A 20,201-nucleotide genomic window follows, 5' to 3' on the forward strand; every position below is an offset into this window, starting at 1 on the left:
CAATCCCTGCGGTTTCAAGGCTGGCGCAAAGCCGTATAATCCGGCAAAAAGAATGACGTTTTTTCTTTCAGACAGCCTGCAGTAGCCGCACGGATAACGAATGACAACTGGCCAGACGCGATCAGCTTTTCCGCTTGCCACACTCACCTTTGTGACCTGTATGCTCACGGCCGCCGTGGCTCAGGCAGAGATTGCCCGCATCGTGCACCCCGATGGCACGGTCGAATTCACCAATGTTAGAAAGAGCCAGCCCCGCGCCTCGACCGGTAACGACACCGTGTATCGCTACAAGGATGACCACGGCGTTGTGGCCTACAGCAGCGTTCGCCCCAGCAGTGACCAGTTCGAAGTCATCCGGTTCCACTGCTATGCCTGCGATCCGGAATCCAGCGTCGACTGGCGCAGAACCCCTCTGTTCAAGCAACGCTATCGTGATGAAATCCTGACCGCGGCCCGCGAGTACGGCGTTGACCCTGCGTTGATCCGGGCCGTTATCCACGCCGAATCCGCATTCAATGAAAAGGCGCTGTCTCCAGTGGGAGCTCAGGGGTTAATGCAATTGATGCCGGGCACGGCCCGGGAACTGGGCGTCGTGAATCCGCTCGTTGCGTCCGAGAACATTCGCGGGGGTGCCAATTACCTGGCCAAAATGCTGCAGCGCTTCAACGGCGACATTCGCCTGGCAACCGCCGCATACAACGCCGGCCCCGGTGCAGTCACCCGCTATCAGGGCGTTCCACCCTATGCGGAAACCAAGGCCTACGTGCATCGCGTTGGTATCCTGCACGAGCGCTACGCCGGCACGTTCTGATATCGGGCGTTACCCGAACGCCAGCCAGATCCCCACCGCGATCATCAGGCTTCCGGCCACCCGGTTTACCGTGCGAACACCATTGCCCTGACGCAATAATGCCCTCAAGCCACGCCCACCGTGGGCGTAAAGCTGCAAGCAGATGAATTCCAGCAGCAGAATAATCAGGATCAGCGCCGCCAACTGGGACGTCATCGGCAGACTGTTATCAATAAATGGCGGCAACAGGGCTACAAAGAAGGCCCAGCCCTTGGGGTTGGCGATGGCCGTCACGAAACCCTGAAACGCCAGTTGCCAGCGTGACAGGTCAACCGCCGACTGATCCTCCTCCGGCATCGCCATGCGACCTTTGGAAAACCACATCTGAATACCCAGCCAGGCCAGGTAGGCACCACCGGCATACTTGAACACGGCAAACGCGGTGGGGTATTTCAGCATGAAGGCCGCCACACCAATGGCCGCCGACGTTGCCACGATCGCCACGCCCAGCAGTTCACCAGCCATCATCCACAGGGCCCGGCGCACACCAATGGTAATGCCCATGGACAGCGCCAGGGTCATGCACATACCGGGTGTAATGGACACCACAAAGAACGTGGGAATGAAGGCAGATAATAACGACCAGTTGAGTGACAACACAGCACGGCTCCGCAACGCTGGGTGGCGAGTACCCATAAAATTAGTATGAATGTACTACTTTGGATCGGTAGGATGCTCTCTATTGGACGAAAACTGCAAGTTTTTCAGGTGCTTTTTCGTTTCAACAGGAGAGGTTCAACTACGCAAGGATAGCAGTATGCCCCGTAATACATGGCGTCAATTACCCGTTCTTCTTTTTACCGTTACCGTGCTGATTGCCTGCACGGCCACCATCACCCCGGAGTGGGTCGCGACCTTTAACCCGAAAGCCAGTGAAGAGCCGGATCGTCTTGCCTGGTTCGACGACATGGCCGTCGACAGCTACGGCAACATCCTCGTTGCGGCCAGCACCATCAGAGCGTCCATGGAGCTTCACATCCACGACGTTGCGCTGGTGAAGTTCGATGCCTCCGGCAATCGAGTCTGGTCCCGAGCTCTGGACCTGTCCACCACTGGCTATGACAGTGACGACAGCCCTCTGAAGCTGGTATTGGACTCATCCGACAACAGCTACATGCTGCTGGAGCAGTTCCGGGTGGTCAGCGAGCAGGAGTCGGCAAGCGGCAACTATCTGATCAGCTTCGACGCCAACGGAAATGAACGCTGGCGAAAGGACCTGGGGGAGGGCACCGAGTACCGCACGCTGACCCTGGGAAACGACAAGCTCTACGTCACGGGTGCCCAGACCCGGGTGTTCAACCTGGCCGGCAACCAACTGCTTGCCATCGAACACCCCTATCATGTGGCCCGCTCCGTGGACGTGAACATGAACGGCGATATGGCTCTGGGTGGCGGCTCCGCCGTAACCCTTTTCAACGCCAGTGGCGCGCAGCTCTGGCACCAGCGAATTTCCGATCGGGACTGGGCCTTTGGCGAAACCCGATTTACCCAGCAGGGTGATCTGGTGGCCATCAATGCGCTGGAAGAGAATGGCGGGTCGCACTTGTCCCGCTTCTCCGCGACCGGCCAGCTGCTGTGGTCCAGGTCTTTCTCGCCCGCTTACGAGAGCTACGGTTTGCCCGGCCGACCGGCGGTGTTCGAAGACAACCGTGGAGACCTCCTGCTGACGACATCCAATGAAGACGGCCATCGAATCGTCAAGCTCGATGCCGCAGGCCGGGTCATCTGGAACAAGCGGGAGAAGGGCATTGTCAGTGATGCGGAGCTGTCCAACGGCGAGCTGTTCATCGTGGGTGACGGCATGAACGCCAAATACGATTCCGATGGCAACCGGGTGGCAGAATCCAGCCTTCGGGAGTATGTGCAGATCACCACCGGCAGCGTCGCAATCAATGGCAACCGCCTGTACGCCGGCTACAGCGTCAACCAGGACGGCACCTTCGTGCTGCACCTTTCCCAATACCTCAACCAGTAGCCACGAATCTGACCGGCGCTTTCTACGAGGAAAGCACCGGCCAGGGTGTTTCGGTCAGCCCGGAAGCGTTTTCAGAAACGCCTGAAGAGCAACCGGATCGGTGACCGTCACCCGGCCGTACTCCAGTTTCAGCAGCCCGGCCTCTTCGTACTGCTTGATAGCTCCATGAACGCCCTGCCGGGTCATGCCCATCATGTTGGCGATGTGCTCCCGGGTGAGCTGAAACGTGACCGGATGGGACGTCAGCCCATCGGCGCCCTGAAGCTGTGCCAGGAACAACAGACGTCGGCCGATCCGGGTGGCAATGCCCTGCAGGGCGTCGTCCGCAATGATGGACATGACCGACCACAGCCGCTGACTGATCAGATCCAGCACCTTCGGATAGGCTTGCGGGTAGGTTTCCAGCAGCCGGCGAAACCCTTCACCCGGCAACTCCACCAGTCGGGTTTTCTCGTGGGCGGTGGCGCCATACACCCTGGGCATTCCCGGTGAAAAGACCGCATCGCCGATCCAGGCCGGGGCCCCGAAAATAATCAGCGTGGCCTCCCGGCCTTCCGAGTTCACCGAACTGATGCGCACCTGCCCCTGCGCGATCACACACAATGACGACTGCATGGAGCCCTTCTCATAGATGGGCTCGCCTTCGCCAAAGTTGCGCCAGCGGGCCATCATCTCGGCCTCCGCGAAGCCTTTATCGGGCAGGCCACCCAACAGCGGGCAGGCTCTTAAAACATCGCTTAATTCAGACATGATCAAAACCTACGAACACCTGAACCAAATGTAAACCATTTGACAGTGGATCGCTCCCTCCACGACCTAAACTGACGTCAGGAATCCCACAAGGGCAAACGAACAATGAAGGAGACCGCCATGTCTGAGCGTATCGAAATCCCCTCCAAGAAAGACCAGGTCAGTGCCGAAGAGTGGCAGCTGCGTGTGGACCTGGCTGCCGCCTATCGCCTGATTGCGATGTACGGCTGGGACGATCTGATTTTTACCCACATCTCCGTGCGCATCCCGGGACCGGACCACCAGTTCCTGATCAACCCCTACGGCATGATGTTCGATGAAATCACCGCATCCAGCCTGGTGCGCATCGACCAGGAAGGCAACAAGATCAACCCGGACGATTTCGATGTAAACCCAGCCGGTTTCACCATCCACAGCGCGGTTCATGCCGTTCGCGAAGACGCCGCCTGCGTGATGCACACCCATACCCGCGCAGGGGTTGCCGTTTCCGCCCAGTCGGAAGGGCTGCTTCCGCTGTCCCAGCAGAGCCTGTTCCCGCTCTCCAACCTGTCGTACCACGACTACGAAGGTGTGGCGCTGCGGGAAGATGAAAAGGCGCGCCTGCAGGCAGACCTGGGCACCAACAACTTCATGATCCTGCGCAACCATGGCCTGCTGACCACCGGTTCCAGCGTGGCCGATGCGTTCCTGGGCATGTATGTCCTGCAGACAGCCTGCGAAATCCAGATTCAGGCACTGTCGGGCAACCGGGAACTGACACCGGTACCTGCCGGTATTGTCGATACGATTCAGCAGCAGGCCTCGCAGGCAACTCGCGGCCTGGGTGGCAAACTGGCTTGGCCGGGACTGCTTCGCAAGCTGGACCGGGTGAACCCCGGCTACGAGAAGTAAAGGAGATTTCTGATGAGTGACGTTACTGCACCCCAGGCCACCTTCACCCACATGAAGGACGGCACCGCCGAAGACTGGAAGATCATTGCCGATTCCTTTGGAAAATTTGCCCAGACCCTGCCCGACCGCATCCTGGAACATCTCCAGCTGCTGAAGGGCGATTTTGGCGGCTTTCAGGTAGACAGGCTGACCCATTGCCTGCAAACCGCCACCCTGGCCCACCGGGATGGCAAAGATGACGAGTACGTCGTGTGCGCCCTGCTGCACGACATCGGTGACACCCTCGGTACCTATAACCATGCCGACGTTGCCGCCGTGCTGCTGGAACCATTCGTGAGCGACGCTAACCACTGGATGATCAAGCACCACGCCATCTTCCAGGGCTACCACTTCTTCCATTACCTGGGCATGGACCGTGACATGCGGAACGAATACAAAGAACATCCGCACTTCAAGCGGACAATCGAATTCGTCAGCAAGTACGACTCTCCGGCCTTTGATCCGGAGGCGGAAACCCTGCCTCTGTCCTACTTCGAACCAATGGTTCGCAAAGTGTTCGCAGAGCCAAGAAAGTCCCTGTACAAGGACGCTCACACCGACTGAGTGAACAACCGAAGGGGCAAAATGCCCCTTCGGATCTTTTTCCTTCATCCCCCACAAGCCCCACCAGCGGTCGACAGCCACCCCTGACCGGACTAGAGTTAAATCAGGTTGTGGGGCGTTTTATCACTGCACCCCACCAAGAGAACGATGCTCGGGGGGCCGCACCATGCCGGACTTAACACCAGAGCAACTCGAACAGGTCGCGCAGGAGTACGACCGACGCCTCACCCCAACACTGTTTGTTCCCTGGAATTTCCAGACCCTCGAACACGCTCACCTGAAACCGGGTTTCAACGTGCTCGATGTGGCCTGCGGCCCGGGCGAACTAACCCTCGGCGCTGCACGACAGGTCGCCCCAGACGGGCAAGTCATCGGTTATGACCTGAATCCGGGCATGCTCGCGGTAGCCCGCCGAAAATCCGCCGACATAACGTGGCAACAGGGTGACGCAGAAGTCCTTCCCTTCGACGACAACCAGTTTGATGCCGTGCTCTGCCAGTTCGGGCTGATGCTGCTTGAGCATCCGGCAACCGCGTTACGAGAAATGATTCGGGTGCTCAAACCCAAACACCATTTGGTGGTGACGGTGTTTGATGGTTTCGACCAGCAGCCGGTCTACCGGACCCTTTCTGAAATCTACACACAGGTCGTATCACCCGAAGTCGGCCATCTATTGGCGGCCCCCTTTTCACTCGGCGACCCGGACACGCTGGACGACCTCTTCACCCAGGCCGGCATTCACGATTACAGCAGGATACGCCTGATGGAGACGGCCCGATTCCCGAGCCTGACCGATCTGGTGCAGGCCGATATCCGGGGCTGGTTTCCGTTTGCCGGTGTGGCGCTGACGGACGAGCAGACCGAAGCGGTCATTCGAGAGGCCGAATCCGCGCTGTCTGCATATCAGCTTCCGGATGGCACCGTGGAGTTTAGCGTGCCGGCGCACATCATCACGGCAACCAAGGCGCTGGCACCGGACGATGGCGAACGTCTGGCGATCTAAGTTCGTTGTTTGACAGAAAACGACGGGGAAAGGTGTTGGTCACGGGAATGGGTCAGGAAGAGACCAGCCGGTATCCTGCCGAAGTCAGACGATTGGCCAAAGCCTCAATATGCGCCGGACTCACTTCGCAACAGCCTCCAACGAGGGTCGCGCCTTGCTCTACCCAGCGAAGCGCGTGCTCAGCGTAGGCGTCGGGACCGAGATCCGAGCGTGCCGTAAGGATATCCACGGTGCCGCCCGCTTGCAGCTTGGGCGCAGATTCGAAGCCATTGGCGTAACCGCCAAACGGAATGCCGAGCCCGGCCAGTTCGGCCATGGCGGTGGTGACTGCCTCGGGGGCCGAGCAATTGACCAGGACCCGCTCGGCACCGACAGCCGCGACCTCCCGGGCCGCCTCGACCAACGATTCGCCGGAGCGGAGGCGACTGCCGTCCTCGTCGTCCACGGTGAAAGCGGTCCACACCGGCAGATTGCTTTCCGCTGCGGCGACGGTCGCCATCCGCGCCTCCCGTGCCAGAGAGAGGGTCTCACAGATAAAACAATCGACGCCTTTGGCCTGGGCCGCCACGATGCGGCGATAATCCCGCAGGCAGGTGGCATCGTCAGGCACCAGTTCATAATGGTAACTCGCCACCAGCGGCGGCAGGCAGCCAGCAATGCGCACGTCCTTTCCGCTTTCTTCACGGGCCCGGGCGGCGGCGATGAGCGCCGCGGCCTGCAGCGGCTCGAACCAACCGGACTCACCATCGCGGGTCAGACGCTGCGGCGTGGCACTGTAGCTGTTGAGCGTGATGACACGGGCGCCCGCCTCGATGAATTCCCGATGGACGGTTTGAACCAGGTCCGGCTCATCCAGCATCACCTGAGCCGACCAGAGAGGCGAAACCGGGTGGCGACTGCGCCGCACAAACTCCTGTCCCATGCCTCCGTCCAACAGTACGATTTGCCGATTGTGAGCAGTCATCAAGTAGGGTTACCTGTCGTCATTGGGGAAACGGAGTCGATCGTTTTATAGCTGCCTGACTACACCTTCTTAACAAACTTGGCTGTCACCATCATTTCGCCCGCCCCCGGCAGTTTGCAGTCAAGTTCGTGATCCTTGCCTTCGACAATTCTTCGAATCACTGTCTTGGTGCCGATTTTCAGCACTTGCGAGCTGCCCTTTACCTTCAGGTCTTTGATCAAAGTGACTTTATCGCCCTCTTCCAGGACAGTCCCGTTGGCATCCCGGACAACGAATGCGTCTTCCGCAGCTACCTCCGATGGATTCCACTCGTGTGCGCATTCGGGGCAGACAAGATTCGATTGGTCTTCATACACGTACACGGATTGGCATTTGGGGCAAGGTGGAAGTGACATAGCGGTTGTTTCTCTCATCTCTGGGTACATGAATGTGTATGCGGCGCCTGCTGAAACTGAACGCCGCAGGCCCCGGTCTGCGGCTCAGTCGGGAAGATGCTCGCGGATAATCTCGTAGATGGCAGGCCGGTTCTCGGCGATTTCTTCCCGGGTCAGCCCTTCCAGCGAATGCGGGTACTTCAGCCACGCTTCGGTTTCATGCATATAGTAGTCCGGGATTCGGTCCGTCTGGTTCCGACTGGGCTTGTAATAGGGAACCGCAACACGAATGTCGGCCGGCGTATTGAGGCGGGCCCGGGTGCGCAGCTCGTTGATAATGGCTTCAATCGAGCGCCCGGTGTCGTAGACATCGTCCACGATCAGCAGGCGGTCCTCATGCCGTACGTTCTTGACCAGGTAGTTCAGACCAAATACCTTGACCTCCCGACTCTGCTCATCAATTCCGCTGTAGGACGACGTGCGGATGGCAATGTTGTCCGTGCTGATACCGTGGAAGTCGAGGAACTCCTGAACGGCGGTTCCGATGGGGGCTCCGCCACGCCACACGGCAATCATGAAGGTAGGCCGGAATCCGCTGGCAACGATGTTGGCAGCCAGACGATAGGAGTCCTCCAGAAGTCCCTGCGCGGTCAGATACTGTTTCTTGCTCATGTGCCGATGGGTCTCTCACGAGTCGCAATTTCGGGGCGATCGGGTATATTCTCGCTCCAGTGCCCACTTGGCAACCGTCAGACGAAAAAAGGGGCAACCAGGATTAGCATGAACAAACACTATCTGGAAGAAGAAGACTTGATCCTCGATGCCTTCAGGCTGGGCGTAGAGATATTCAAGAGTGGTTTCCGCCCCACCTTTATCGTGGGTCTGTGGCGCGGGGGCAGCTCCATCGGCATCTACGTCCAGGAATGCCTGCAGACACTTGGCGTCCAGACAGACCACATCGCCGTACGCACGTCCTACCGGGGGCAACCCTACTACCACAACATGGTGGCCTCTCCGAACACGGAAATCCGGGTGCACGGCACCCAGTACCTGCTGGAAAACCTGAACGCGGACGACGGTCTGCTGATTGTGGATGACGTCTTCAGCACGGGCCTGAACATTAAGGCTGTGATCGACAAGCTGGAGCGCAACTGCAAGCGCAACATGGCCCGGGAGCTGAAAGTCGCCACTCTGTGGCAGCGTCCCGCGTACAACCAAACCAACCTGCAGCCTGATTACTGCCTGCACCGCACCGATGACTGGCTGGTGTTTCCTTACGAGTTGAATGGCCTGACCATGGAGGAGATTCGGGAACACAAGCCCTTTGTGGAGCCGATACTGGATACCTGCAAAAAACGCCCGGGGGCATAACCACCGGGCGTTTTTTTATCTGCCGACTGAGCTTATTCGGCAGCCGCAATCAGGCTGGCGTTACCACCGGCTGCGGTGGTGTCCACACACAGGTGACGCTCAATCACGAAGCGCTGATCCAGCTTGTGCTCGGTTATCAACGGCAGCAGAGCACCATCACGCTTGGACAGGGCCAGACGATATTCCCGCAGCAGGGACTGATCCGCACAGCTCACCACCGCTTCGAAACCGCTCGCCTGCGTCAGCGCATCCGATGCCAGCAAGCCCTCGGCGCCCGTGATCGGCAGGCCAGCCCTGGCGGCATCCTTCACAGCACCTTCGATACCCGACGCAATGACCACCACCTGGTTGCCCTGTGACAGGGCCGTGCCGGCCTGCTCAAGAGCTGTCGCCCGATCCGGACCAAGACACAGGACCACACCACGCGCGTGGTTAGACAAACGGTTCAGCTCACCGGTCGGCCCGGGCAACTCTTCCTTGTGCGCGTCCAGCGGGGCCGGAACAGCGCCAAAAATCGGCTTGATCAGAGCTTCGCGAGCCTCCGGCCTCGGTGCCTTCATGGCCCCTACCTGATCAATCAACTTTTGCAGCTTGCTCGCGCCAATGCTCTTGGCGCCGGTGTCGGCTGAAACCACGGTCGTTTCGCCCTTCATAAAGCGACGAACGTACTGAGGACCACCCGCTTTCGGGCCTGTGCCAGACAACCCCTCACCACCAAACGGCTGGGAGCCGACGATGGCACCGATCTGGTTCCGGTTGATGTAGGTGTTACCGACCTTGATGCGGCTGGCCACGTGCTCGACCCGGCGATCCACCCGGCTGTGCATACCAAAGGTCAGGCCGTAGCCCTTGGCATTGATGCTATCAACCACCTTGTCCAGATCCTTGGCTTCGAAGGTGGCCACGTGCAGTACCGGACCGAAGATCTCCTCTTCCAGCTCTTCGATACCGGACACCTTCAGCACCGCCGGCGACACAAACAGGCCGTTATCGGGCACCGGCAGTTTCTTCAGCAGTTTGCCCTGATCCTCGAACTTTTTGCAGTGGTCGACGATCTTCTTGCGAGCGGTTTCATCAATGACCGGGCCCACGTCTGTGGACAACAGCCACGGGTCACCGATGCCCAGCTCCTCCATGGCGCCGTAAAGCATTTCCAGCAGGTGATCGGCGATGTCCTTCTGCACATACAGCATGCGCAGGGCGGAACAGCGCTGGCCCGCACTCTGGAAGGAGGACGCCAGGACATCACGCACCACCTGCTCCGGCAGCGCGGTGGAGTCGACGATCATGGCGTTCAGACCACCGGTTTCGGCCACCAGTGGCGCATCCGGCGCCATGTTTTCAGACATGACCTTGTTGATGCGCTGGGCCGTCGCAGTGGAGCCGGTGAAGCACACACCGGTCACCCGGGAGTCGGAAGTCAGTGCCGCACCCACAGTGGCACCGGTGCCCGGTACCAGCTGGATGGCGTCTTTCGGGATACCCGCTTCGTACATCAGCTCAACCGCCCGGTAGGCGATCAGCGCGGTCTGCTCGGCCGGCTTGGCCAGCACGGTGTTACCCACCGCCAGGTTGGCCAGGATCTGGCCGGTGAAGATGGCCAGCGGGAAGTTCCACGGTGAAATACAGCAGATAACGCCGCGGGCTTCACCGTCATCTTTGTAGCGAACACATTCGTCGGCATAGAACTGGGCAAAGTCTACCGCCTCGCGAATCTCAGCCACGGCATCCAGCAGGGACTTGCCAGCTTCCCGGGTGGTCAGGGCAAAGAGTTCGTGGGCGTGTTCTTCATACAGGTCACCAACCTTGCGAACACAGGCGGCGCGTTCTTCGGCGGACACTCCAGACCAGCCTTTAAAGCCGTCCTGTGCAGCCTTGATCGCAGTATCCACATCGGCGTCGGAAGCCTGGGTCATGTGGCCCACCAGGTCGTCCGGGTTGGCCGGGTTACGAACCACCTGAACCTCGCCACCGGCAACCTCACCGGCGATCAGCGGGCCACCTTTCCAGCGATGATCCTTGAAGGCACCACGGCCGGCTTCGACCTCTTCCACGGTAACCGGGTCAGTAATGTCCCAGCCCTTGGAGTTGCGACGCTTGTCGCCAAACAGCTTGAACGGATGGACGATCGCCTTGCTGGAAATGTTGTCCCCCATCGCCACGACCACATCAATGGGATCCTTGGCGATTTCCTCCGGCGTAATGCTGGTGTCGACAATCTGGTTCACGAAGGAACTGTTGGCCCCGTTTTCCAGCAGTCGGCGAACCAGGTACGCCAGCAGATCTTTGTGGGGGCCAACCGGTGCATAGATCCGGCAGGGAACACCACTGACAGCGATCACCTCATCGTGCAGGGACTCGCCCATCCCGTGCAGGCGCTGAAACTCGTAGTTCTTCACGCCCTTGGCGTTCGCCAGCTCCAGGATGGCGGACACCGAGTGCGCGTTGTGGGTGGCGAACTGCGGGTAGATGCGGTCGGCCATGTTGAGCAACTGGGTTGCGCAGGACATGTAGGACACGTCACTGCAGGCCTTGCGGGTAAAGACCGGAAATCCGTCCAGACCCATCACCTGGGAGCGTTTGATCTCGGCATCCCAGTAGGCGCCTTTGACCAGGCGCACCATGATCTTGCGGTCGTACTTCTCGGACAGGGCATACAACCAGTCCAGAACAAAGGAGGCTCGCTTGCCGTAGGCCTGCACCACCACACCGAAGCCATCCCAGCCGGCCAGTTCGGGATCGGAAACCAGTGCTTCGATGATGTCCAGTGACAGGTCCAGCCGGTCCTGTTCCTCGGCGTCAATATTGAAGCCCATGTTAGCGGCTTTGGCCTTGCGCACCAGATCGCGGGCACGGGGCACCAGCTCATTCATGACCCGCTCTTTATTGCCGTACTCGTAGCGAGCCAGCAAGGCGGACAGCTTGACGGAGATACCGGCGTTCTTGCGAACATCGTCCTTGCAGGATTTGGCGATGCTTTCGATCGCCTTGGAGTAGGCGTCGTAGTAACGCTTGGCATCGTCGTCGGTGCGAGCCGCTTCGCCCAGCATGTCGTAGGAGTAGGTGTAGCCCTTGGCGGTGTATTCCCGGGCTTCTTCCTGGGCTTCTTCAATATCGCGACCGAGCACGAACTGACGGCCCATCTCCTTCATGGCCTGACCTGCCACGGTGCGGATCACTGGTTCACCGAAGCGCTTGAGCAGCTTGCGCAGGGTGTCGCCGACACCACCACGCTCTGAATCTTTCAGCAGGTTGCTGGTCATCAACAGCGCAATGGTGGCGGTGTTGATCAGCTGGGACGAGGCCTTGCCAATGTGGCTGCCCCAAGCCCCGGAGGTGATCTTGTCTTCGATCAGGTCATTGATGGTCATGCTGTCCGGAACCCGCAGAAGGGCCTCGGCCAGACACATCAGGGCAACACCTTCTTTGGTGGTGAGACCGTACTGTGCGAGGAACTTTTCCATGATCGTGGGCTTGGCGTTCTTGCGAACACTGCGTACCAGGTCGGCCGCACGTTTGGAAATAGCGTCGCGCTCGGCTTGAGACAGTTCCGCGCCAGCAATCAGTTCATGAATGACCTTGTGCTCGTCAGCAAGGTAATAATCACGAACCGCCTGACGGCTGTCTTCAAGAGCAGGAATTTCTGATCGCTGCGGTCTCATAGTCTCACCCTCTTATATGTTATTCGTCTGCCGGAAATTCTACCGGGATGAACAAAGACGATTTTCCTATTAGAGCCTCCAAAACGTGACAAAAGGTCGTTTTACAGCGCCTGGAATTTATTTTATTTCTTGATCTTACTCATTTTAGGCGTTTTACCTTTAAGGCACTCCAGTGCCGGACCTTTCGACAACTTACACGAATCAGGGTACTCCTCATGATAGTGGTCAAAGCAAGAACTTTCAGGGGCTCCCGGACTGTACCGCGCCAATATTGAAGTCATTTCGACCATGGTATACAGATAGACAGGACAATTGGTTATAGTTTCAGGGCTAACCAGTAATTCATTTCATTGAGAACCCGAGCTATGGTCGAACTGGACCGAATTGATCACTCGATCATTCGTGAATTGCAGAAAAATGCCCGAATAACAGTGACCGAGCTGGCTTCCCGGGTGGGGCTGTCCAAAACCCCATGCCAGGTCAGAATGCGCAGGCTGGAAGAGAATGGCTACATCACCGGCTACACGGCACTGGTTAACCAGAGCAAGCTCGGGCAGTCGCACATTGCGTTTGCCCAGGTAACACTTGGGGACACCAGCAGTGCCGCATTGTCCGCCTTTAATGACGCCGTGCGGAAAATCTCGGCGGTGGAGCAGTGTCACATGATTGCCAGCCACTTCGATTACCTGCTGAAGGTTCGCACCAGGGATATGGCCGAATACCGAAAGGTGTTTGGCGAACAGATTTCCGCCCTGCCCCACGTGCAACAAACCAGCACCTTTGTGGTGATGGAGAACGTTAAAGACGCGGGTATCTGAGCCTCAACCGGCGGTCAGCTGTTCCCGGGTTTTCAGTCGCCCTTCCCGGCGAATGCCCGCGTTACTGAAGCGGCGTTTCTGCGCGTCCGTTTCCGGAATCACCTGGGGTACATCCACGGGCTTGCCGCTCTCATCCAGCGCCACGAAGGTGAAATAGGCCGACAGAATATGGCGGACCTCGCCGGTGTAGCTGTTTTCCGCCTCGACCCGGGCACCGATTTCCATCGATGATCCCCAACTGCGGTTCAGGGAAAGATTGAACAGCAGGGTATCGTTTCCCTTGGCCGGTGCGCGGAAGTGGATGGAGTCCACCGCTGCGGTCACACACACATGGGCCGAGTGCCTCTCTGCCACCACTAACGCCAGCCGGTCACACTTCGCCATGATCATTCCGCCAAACACCGTGTTGTGGGAATTCATGTCGTTGGGAAACACCTTGTAGACGTGCTGCTCCACCGCAGAGGCGGACACCGGCTTGGCGGGACGATCAGGCATGCTTTCATCTCCATCTGAAAGGAATTCAGGCGTACTGTACCGCAACTCCGCGCCTGGCGCCGCTCCGGCAAAATCTGGTCTAAGCTGAATTAGGCTCCGACGCCGTTCTTCGGAACCACTCACACACGCTACCGGACACGCGCCACCTGCCTCGGAGAACTTTCTATGGCCGCTTCCTCTAGCCTGAGCAGTCTCATAGGGCGTTGGATTTTTGCCGCAGCACTCGTCTTCGGCACCTATAACCCCACACAGTATTCCTATATTTCCTGGGCCTTTGGCCCGGATGCCACCATGGGGCCCGTTATTGCCATCGTGGGCATTATTCTGCTGATTGGCTGGATCGTATTCCTTCGCGCAACCTTCCTGTCACTGGGCTGGCTGGGGATTTCCCTGGGGGCAGCACTGCTGGGCTGCCTGGTATGGCTGATGGTGGATATGGGCTGGCTCAGCCTGGAAGGCGAAGGCAAGATGACCTGGGTGATCCTGCTGGTTATCTCTGTGCTGCTGGCCTTTGGCTTGTCCTGGTCGCACATTCGCCGGCGCCTGACTGGCCAGGTAGATGTGGATGATGTCGAGGATGGGCGGGGATAATCCTGCCCACCAGCGCTTAGCCAGAAACAACCAGACCTAGCCCGAAGGCGATGGCGAGGACGCCGATGGTTTTCCCCCACCATTCACCGTGGGGCACCAGCTTTTCCAGCAGCACCACACCGGCAATGGCCGCGATCACGGTAAGGTCCATCACACCGCCTGCAAATAACAGCAGCATTAATGCCCCGCAACACCCCACACAGAAGGCACCATGCCGGAGCCCCATCGTGAACGCCCCCTTCACACCCGGTTGCCAGTAACAGGTAATGAACAGAAGGGGTCCACGGCATCGTTTCAGGCAGGCCTGCTTGAATGAGGAAAGCTGGTAAATTCCTGCGGCCATCAGCAGCGCCCCGCTGAACAAAACGCTCTGACTACGCATCATGGGGCTAAGCAATGCCCACTCTTCCAACAACCACTGAAGGAGCGTCGCGGCCAGGCTAAACAGTGCCCAAACCAGAACATAGCCCCCCGTGAACGCAATCGTTCCTCGCACCGCAGGAAGGTGGTTTTTACGTACGACTTGCCGGTACAAAAGCACCATCGGCGCTGCGCTCGGCATCATCATGGCCACCATCATGATGCTCCACATCACGAACATCAGGGCAAAATACCCCAGCGTCCAGTGATGGAACGCTATCATCGAACCCGATGACATACCCTCCATGTCCGACGCCATGCCGATCAAATACAGCCAGGCCAGTGCAGCAATGGCCAGTAATCCAGCCAGGGTCAGCAAGCTGCCCCGCAGCCATTCCCCTGAGAACGCCCCGTGTCTAGCGCGCATCCCATTGTCCCGGGTCAGTGATAGACGCCGGTCGGCCCGATATCCAGATGCGCCAGGTGACTGTGGCTGGCACTCAACTCCATGGGCACATCCGCATGAGCACTCGTTTTTCCTGTCGCCACTTCAGCCACTGCGTATTCAAAGCCCCTGGGCAGATCGATCCGCGCTCTATGCTCTGAACCATCTATCGGACTGAGTATCGGGCTGGCACTGGCCTCGATCAGGTCAGCGACACGCACCGTGGCATGCCGGCCTTCAACGTCACAACTGATTTCAATGGGGCAAAACACCGGGTCGTGCATCGTGGTGAGCGTGCTTGCGAACACGTTGAAGAACGTCGCGCCTGGCTCGGATGTTTCGCCAGACAAAATAGCCATGAGTGCTTCACGCTGCTCCGGAGTCGCCCGTTCATCCACAAAAGCCTGAGCGGTGCCGTTACCCTCGTGAATGGCACCCGGCCACTTCAGTGTCATCGCAAAAGCCAATCCATCCAGCCGGGTGTCGCCAAAATAACCATCTTCGATTTTGACTGCGGCAAACGCCTCACAGTCACCATGACTTGGCCGCCCCATAAATTGGCATGGGCAGCCGAGGTCGCAGTTGCAGTTCACATACTCCAACCCCTTGAGTCGCCAATCTACCTTTTCCATCGCTGCTGCTCCTCTTCCGCATCGCAGCCTCTGTATTAAGAATAAAACAGGCGGGTCAGAGCGTTAGATCAATAAAGAGCCAAAATACATCGAATATTCGTCAGGAGCTTAAAACTCCGGACGGAAGCAGAAAAGAAGAGGAATTATCCGGTGAACAGTGTCAGGCCTGCCCATCCAGCCTTCGGCTAACCCAGGCGTGGTACCACCGGGCAAGGGCCGGCCGGATCACCGGCAAACCGATCAGCCAGGCCAGCGGTTTGAGCACCTGCACCCGTGACATCAGCAGAATGTAGGCATCCATTTCCCGGTGGATCTGCCCTTCAGCATCCTTGACGTGCAGTTCACGCAGGGCACTGTCAGGGTCGATGCCCTGCTGACGCAACAGGGCGTCCTGGCCGGTGATGTCCAGCCACTCCACCGAATCGCCGCCTTTGCCGGCCAGCTTCTCGTACCAGCGTCGGTCCTTGATGCAGGCCGGGCAGGACCCATCGTAAAACACCACCAGTTTGTCGTTGTTCCTGCCCATCATTGCCCTCCAGTCGGATAAGATCAGGCCCGACTCAGGAACTTGCGCTCTTCCACGTTTACCTTGATTCGGTCACCTGTGGAAATGTGTTCCGGCACCTGAACCACCAGGCCGGTAGACAGTGTGGCCGGCTTGGTACGGGCCGTTGCGGAACCGCCCTTGATGGATGGGTCGGTCTCGGTAATTTCCAACTCCACCGTCGGCGGCAGGGCCAGGGAGACCGGAGAGTCATTGAGCAAAATAGCCATGAGGCCTTCGGTGTCTTCGCTGATGAACAACAACTCGTCCTCAATGGCCTCCTTGTTCAGGCTGTACTGGGAATAGTCTTCGCTGTCCATGAACACATACTCCTCACCATCAGTGTAGGAGAAGGTCACCGGGCGGCGCACCAGATCCGCCAGGTTCAGCATGTCGGAGTCCTTGAAGGTATGATCCACCTTATTGTTGGTAACCACATCGTACATCCGCATCCGGTACAGGCTGCCTCCGGCACGCCCCTGAGGCACCGAGCGCTCAATGTCCTTGACGAAATACACGCGTCCTTCAAATTCCACCGCTGAATTCTTTTTGATCTCACTTGCTTTTGGCATGACTTGAAACTCCGGGTTGACTCTTAATACCGTGCTCCGGGACAGGAACGCCTGCCCCCATAAAAACGATGTGCTGGTATACCATGAAGTTTATCAGCATGCGATAACACAGCTTGATCCGGCAGCACCTGCGCGCCAGCACATCAGTAAACCCTCCCTCGATTGGCGATTTCAGCCAACTTTGTGTCATAAACGCCAATACCAATCCTTGAGCCGCCGTGCGAATCTTTTAACCATCTTATTCAAAACACGCCGTCGCCCTCTGCCCCATTGAGCATGCGAATTGGCAGCCTTTACTACGGAGTGATTCGATGTCCTTGGTTAACGTTGAGCAACGCGGGCACATCCTGCTCATGGGCCTGAACCGGCCGGAAAAAATGAATGCCATGAACCGCGCCATGTACCATGAGATTGCCGCGGCCTATCACCACCTGCAGACAACAGACGACCTGCGAGTTGGCCTGCTGTACGCAGAGGGCGACCACTTCACCAGCGGCTTGCAGCTGGATGACTGGGCTGGCGTTTTTGCCAACGGCAAGGGCATAGAACCAAACGACGGTGAACTGGACCCGTTCAACGTTGTGGGCGACGCCCTGACCAAACCTGTGGTCTTTGCCACTCAGGGTATCTGCTTCACCTGCGGTGTCGAATTGATGCTGAATACCGACATCCGGGTGACGGCCAAGGGCACCCGATTTGCCCAGCTGGAAGTAAAGCGAGGCATTTTCCCCTGTGGTGGCGCCACGATTCGGCTGCAACGGGAGATCGGCTGGGGCAACGCCCAGCGCTACCTGCTCACCGGGGACGAATGGAATGCAGAACAGGCCTACCAGTGGGGCTTGATTCAGGAGCTGGTGGAGCCTGGCGAACAGTTCAGCACGGCATTGGCCATCGCGGAAAAAATTGCCAAAGCGGCTCCCCTGGGGGTCAGTGGCAGCCTCGCTTCCTCGAAGCTCGCCATTCAGCAAGGCGAGATGGCCGCCAAAGAGCACCTCTTTACCTCCCTGCAACCGGTGATGGCCAGCGAGGACGTCAAGGAAGGGATCCAGTCGTTCCTCGAACGTCGAGAGGCCGTGTTCAAAGGTCGCTGACTCCACCCGACCGACTGGCGTTGAGGCTCCGGAAGGAGTAAAAGGGCCTAATCAATTCGAGCAACAGAAAACGGGCCGCGACGTTAGTCGTCTGGCGCGCGTTCCTGTGGATATGCTCAGATAGGCCCTGCCATTGCCAATTTAAGGAGTCATTCATGCAACACATTGTCCGGGGCGTGCTGGATTTCCGCCAGAACGTCTATCCGAAGCGTAAAGACCTGTTCGGAGCGCTTGCCGATGGGCAAAACCCGGACGTGCTGTTCATCACCTGTTCGGACTCACGCATTGACCCCAACCTGGTCACGGGGACCAACCCGGGCGACCTGTTCATCTGCCGGAACGCCGGTAACATCATCCCGCCCCACAGCAATGAGACCGGTGGAATGACCGCGTCCATCGAGTACGCCGTTGCCGTGCTGCAGGTTCGCCACATTATCATCTGCGGCCATACCGATTGCGGGGCGGTGAAAGGGGCTATGAACATCTCGGCGCTCAAGGGCCTGCCCCACGTCAAGGAGTGGCTGGGGCATTGCCGATCGGCCATGGAGATTGTCCGTGAACGCAATAATGTGCCTACTGAATTCAGTCTGGACAGTCAGTACCTGAACGAGGCAATCGAGGAAAACGTGCTGCAACAGGTCCAGCACCTGCGCACCCACCCGGTGGTCGCGGTGAAACTGGCCATGCAGAAGGTCCAGATTCACGGCTGGGTTTACAACATCAAAACCGGTGATATCCGTTGCTGCGGCCGTGACAGTATGGATTTTAAGAGCTTCGACGAATTCTATGCCGAGGAAATCGCCAGGCTTTCTTTGGAATCCTGATTGTCTCACATGCCAGCACTGGCGTCGGCCACATGCACTGCCGGACCGTCAGGCTCGGAGAACCGTTTCCCTGTGGCGACATTCCCTAGCCTGAGAGCATCGCAATAAACATAAAGTCCGTTTGGGTCGGCGCCTCCCCCAGCGTCCAGGTGGACACCCTGAATGAGTTCGCATCGAGGCTCTCAACCACCGCAGTGCACAACGGAGTCATGGGGGTGACCACAACATGCAAATCCCTGTCAGGGGACGACAGGTTCAGGTTGTGGTTGATCACATAAATCTCGGTCTGAGACTGTTTGTCGACGGTCCAACCCGGAATGTCGGCCAGGGGAGCTGGTGAATCAAACCCATCACCAGCATTCACTTTTGCGGAGAATAATGAAACCGCGCTCATAGCAAGCTCCCGTTATCTCTGGTCAATCTTCAAGCGACGGACGCCTAAACTCACCGCTGGCAGGTCATAGCCAGTTAGCGATCGCATACTTTTACTGGCTTGACGTACCCATACTAGAACAATTCCAGAGACAGACAGGAAAAACTCTGCCAAATCAAAAAGAAGTGTAGGGTTTGGCGGCACTGGGAAACTGGATCTCCCCCGAAAAGACTTTCTCAAAGAAGCTGATGACACGGCGCCAGCTATCTTCCGAGGCCTCTTCGTCATACCTGGCCCGCATGGGTGAAACGGCTGCGAGCTTCTCGAAAACGAACCCCGGGTGCTGATTCATGTAGGAGTGGCCGACACCTTCATAGGTCTTGATGTCGTGAGGGACCCCAAGGCGGTCAAGATGGCTCGCCAGTCGCTCGCCATGACTGCCATACACCAGGTCAGTCTTGCCCCAACCACCCACAGCGGGACAAATGCCTTGCAGTTTCTCGTGGTCCTTCGGGATTTCGCCATAGAAAGGCGCCACCACCTGCACCGGTGCCTGGACTGCGTAGAGCACGGCAAACCGCCCCCCCATGCAGAATCCCATCACGCCAACCTGGGTCACCTGTTCTTCCGGTTGATTCAGCAACCACTGCCTGCAGGCTTCCAGTTGTTCAAAGGCCTCCCCCTTGCCCATCTCATGGGCCTTGAGTGTTTTCACCACACACAAGGGTTTGCTGACTGGCAGGTCATAGAGATCGGGCACCAGCACCGGATAGCCATTCGCCGCCAGACGATGACCAATGCGTTCAATATCGTCGGTGTATCCGAAGATGTCGTGGATGGCGATGATCCCCGCCTGATGCGGATTGGCGTTCTTCGGGCAAAACCAGTGGGCCCGCATGCGATGCCCCGAAGGCAGCGGAATTTCAACTTGTCGATCCATCAGGGGGGACCCTCCCTGGTCAGGCTGTCGTAATGAGGAGCGGCCATATTCACACGGCAGAAGGACACCGAAG

The 20,201-nt window shown here is 58.2% G+C and carries 23 protein-coding genes; 10 read left to right on the top strand and 13 right to left on the bottom strand.

Going from position 1 to position 20,201, the window contains the following annotated elements; all coding sequences use genetic code 11:
* Positions 1-160 precede the first annotated feature (160 nt).
* Complete coding sequence (locus QVZ43_RS02475) at positions 161-811, top strand: lytic transglycosylase domain-containing protein (RefSeq protein ID WP_302909633.1); 651 nt, start codon at positions 161-163, stop codon at positions 809-811.
* Positions 812-820: 9 nt separating this feature from the next.
* Here QVZ43_RS02475 and QVZ43_RS02480 read toward each other — a convergent pair whose 3' ends face one another.
* Positions 821-1,450 (bottom strand): LysE family translocator, encoded by a 630-nt coding sequence (locus QVZ43_RS02480; RefSeq protein WP_223794204.1) that lies wholly within the window; start codon positions 1,448-1,450, stop codon positions 821-823.
* 157 nt (positions 1,451-1,607) lie between these two features.
* Here QVZ43_RS02480 and QVZ43_RS02485 point away from each other — a divergent pair, with 157 nt between their 5' ends.
* Positions 1,608-2,825 (top strand): outer membrane protein assembly factor BamB family protein, encoded by a 1,218-nt coding sequence (locus tag QVZ43_RS02485; protein WP_302908744.1) that lies wholly within the window; start codon positions 1,608-1,610, stop codon positions 2,823-2,825.
* 54 nt (positions 2,826-2,879) lie between these two features.
* Here QVZ43_RS02485 and QVZ43_RS02490 read toward each other — a convergent pair whose 3' ends face one another.
* A complete protein-coding gene (locus QVZ43_RS02490) occupies positions 2,880-3,575 on the bottom strand; it encodes a Crp/Fnr family transcriptional regulator (protein WP_223794206.1) in 696 nt (231 codons plus the stop codon).
* Positions 3,576-3,695: 120 nt separating this feature from the next.
* Here QVZ43_RS02490 and QVZ43_RS02495 point away from each other — a divergent pair, with 120 nt between their 5' ends.
* The 3 genes from QVZ43_RS02495 (at position 3,696) to QVZ43_RS02505 (ending at position 6,072) form a co-directional block, all read left to right on the top strand.
* Entirely contained in the window at positions 3,696-4,466 is a 771-nt protein-coding gene (locus QVZ43_RS02495; RefSeq protein ID WP_223794207.1) for a class II aldolase/adducin family protein, read from the top strand.
* A gap of 12 nt (positions 4,467-4,478) precedes the next feature.
* Positions 4,479-5,069, top strand: coding sequence for an HD domain-containing protein (locus tag QVZ43_RS02500; RefSeq protein ID WP_223794208.1), 591 nt, complete (start codon positions 4,479-4,481; stop codon positions 5,067-5,069).
* 166 nt (positions 5,070-5,235) lie between these two features.
* Positions 5,236-6,072: a methyltransferase domain-containing protein gene (locus QVZ43_RS02505; protein ID WP_223794209.1), complete on the top strand. Its 837-nt coding sequence runs from the start codon at positions 5,236-5,238 to the stop codon at positions 6,070-6,072.
* A 52-nt stretch (positions 6,073-6,124) separates the two neighbouring features.
* Here the strand turns inward: QVZ43_RS02505 and QVZ43_RS02510 are convergent, their stop codons facing one another.
* From QVZ43_RS02510 to QVZ43_RS02520, 3 genes are all read right to left on the bottom strand, one after another.
* Positions 6,125-7,036: a homocysteine S-methyltransferase family protein gene (locus QVZ43_RS02510; RefSeq protein WP_223794210.1), complete on the bottom strand. Its 912-nt coding sequence runs from the start codon at positions 7,034-7,036 to the stop codon at positions 6,125-6,127.
* Positions 7,037-7,095: 59 nt separating this feature from the next.
* Complete coding sequence (locus tag QVZ43_RS02515; protein WP_223794211.1) at positions 7,096-7,431, bottom strand: zinc ribbon domain-containing protein YjdM; 336 nt, start codon at positions 7,429-7,431, stop codon at positions 7,096-7,098.
* 84 nt (positions 7,432-7,515) lie between these two features.
* Entirely contained in the window at positions 7,516-8,082 is a 567-nt protein-coding gene (locus tag QVZ43_RS02520; protein WP_223794212.1) for a phosphoribosyltransferase, read from the bottom strand.
* Between the two features lie 108 nt (positions 8,083-8,190).
* Here QVZ43_RS02520 and QVZ43_RS02525 point away from each other — a divergent pair, with 108 nt between their 5' ends.
* Complete coding sequence (locus tag QVZ43_RS02525) at positions 8,191-8,781, top strand: phosphoribosyltransferase (RefSeq protein ID WP_223794213.1); 591 nt, start codon at positions 8,191-8,193, stop codon at positions 8,779-8,781.
* A 32-nt stretch (positions 8,782-8,813) separates the two neighbouring features.
* Here QVZ43_RS02525 and putA read toward each other — a convergent pair whose 3' ends face one another.
* Positions 8,814-12,443 (bottom strand): bifunctional proline dehydrogenase/L-glutamate gamma-semialdehyde dehydrogenase PutA, encoded by a 3,630-nt coding sequence (gene putA / locus QVZ43_RS02530; RefSeq protein WP_223794214.1) that lies wholly within the window; start codon positions 12,441-12,443, stop codon positions 8,814-8,816.
* A 365-nt stretch (positions 12,444-12,808) separates the two neighbouring features.
* Here putA and QVZ43_RS02535 point away from each other — a divergent pair, with 365 nt between their 5' ends.
* Positions 12,809-13,261: an Lrp/AsnC family transcriptional regulator gene (locus tag QVZ43_RS02535; RefSeq protein ID WP_223794215.1), complete on the top strand. Its 453-nt coding sequence runs from the start codon at positions 12,809-12,811 to the stop codon at positions 13,259-13,261.
* 3 nt (positions 13,262-13,264) lie between these two features.
* On the opposite strand, the gene QVZ43_RS02540 is transcribed toward QVZ43_RS02535, so the two are convergent.
* Complete coding sequence (locus QVZ43_RS02540; protein ID WP_302908745.1) at positions 13,265-13,756, bottom strand: acyl-CoA thioesterase; 492 nt, start codon at positions 13,754-13,756, stop codon at positions 13,265-13,267.
* Between the two features lie 165 nt (positions 13,757-13,921).
* On the opposite strand from QVZ43_RS02540, the gene QVZ43_RS02545 reads away from it, so the two are divergent.
* A complete protein-coding gene (locus tag QVZ43_RS02545; RefSeq protein ID WP_302908746.1) occupies positions 13,922-14,347 on the top strand; it encodes a DUF6524 family protein in 426 nt (141 codons plus the stop codon).
* A 16-nt stretch (positions 14,348-14,363) separates the two neighbouring features.
* Here the strand turns inward: QVZ43_RS02545 and QVZ43_RS02550 are convergent, their stop codons facing one another.
* The 4 genes from QVZ43_RS02550 to efpL form a co-directional block, all read right to left on the bottom strand.
* Complete coding sequence (locus QVZ43_RS02550; protein WP_223794218.1) at positions 14,364-15,134, bottom strand: DUF2182 domain-containing protein; 771 nt, start codon at positions 15,132-15,134, stop codon at positions 14,364-14,366.
* A gap of 14 nt (positions 15,135-15,148) precedes the next feature.
* Positions 15,149-15,784: a DUF1326 domain-containing protein gene (locus tag QVZ43_RS02555; protein WP_223794219.1), complete on the bottom strand. Its 636-nt coding sequence runs from the start codon at positions 15,782-15,784 to the stop codon at positions 15,149-15,151.
* 160 nt (positions 15,785-15,944) lie between these two features.
* Entirely contained in the window at positions 15,945-16,310 is a 366-nt protein-coding gene (locus tag QVZ43_RS02560) for a thiol-disulfide oxidoreductase DCC family protein (RefSeq protein ID WP_302908747.1), read from the bottom strand.
* Positions 16,311-16,333: 23 nt separating this feature from the next.
* Complete coding sequence (efpL, locus tag QVZ43_RS02565; protein WP_223794221.1) at positions 16,334-16,900, bottom strand: elongation factor P-like protein EfpL; 567 nt, start codon at positions 16,898-16,900, stop codon at positions 16,334-16,336.
* Positions 16,901-17,211: 311 nt separating this feature from the next.
* On the opposite strand from efpL, the gene QVZ43_RS02570 reads away from it, so the two are divergent.
* Positions 17,212-17,991 carry a crotonase/enoyl-CoA hydratase family protein gene (locus QVZ43_RS02570; RefSeq protein ID WP_302908748.1) on the top strand — a complete coding sequence of 260 codons (780 nt, stop codon included), beginning with the start codon at positions 17,212-17,214 and terminating at the stop codon, positions 17,989-17,991.
* Between the two features lie 155 nt (positions 17,992-18,146).
* Positions 18,147-18,815 (top strand): carbonic anhydrase, encoded by a 669-nt coding sequence (locus QVZ43_RS02575; RefSeq protein WP_223794223.1) that lies wholly within the window; start codon positions 18,147-18,149, stop codon positions 18,813-18,815.
* An 85-nt stretch (positions 18,816-18,900) separates the two neighbouring features.
* Here the strand turns inward: QVZ43_RS02575 and QVZ43_RS02580 are convergent, their stop codons facing one another.
* Positions 18,901-19,209 (bottom strand): hypothetical protein, encoded by a 309-nt coding sequence (locus QVZ43_RS02580; RefSeq protein WP_223794224.1) that lies wholly within the window; start codon positions 19,207-19,209, stop codon positions 18,901-18,903.
* A gap of 154 nt (positions 19,210-19,363) precedes the next feature.
* Entirely contained in the window at positions 19,364-20,128 is a 765-nt protein-coding gene (locus QVZ43_RS02585) for a dienelactone hydrolase family protein (protein WP_302908749.1), read from the bottom strand.
* Positions 20,129-20,201: the final 73 nt, after the last annotated feature.

The organism is Marinobacter suaedae (assembly GCF_030519635.1).
Taxonomy (GTDB): Bacteria; Pseudomonadota; Gammaproteobacteria; order Pseudomonadales; family Oleiphilaceae; genus Marinobacter; species Marinobacter suaedae.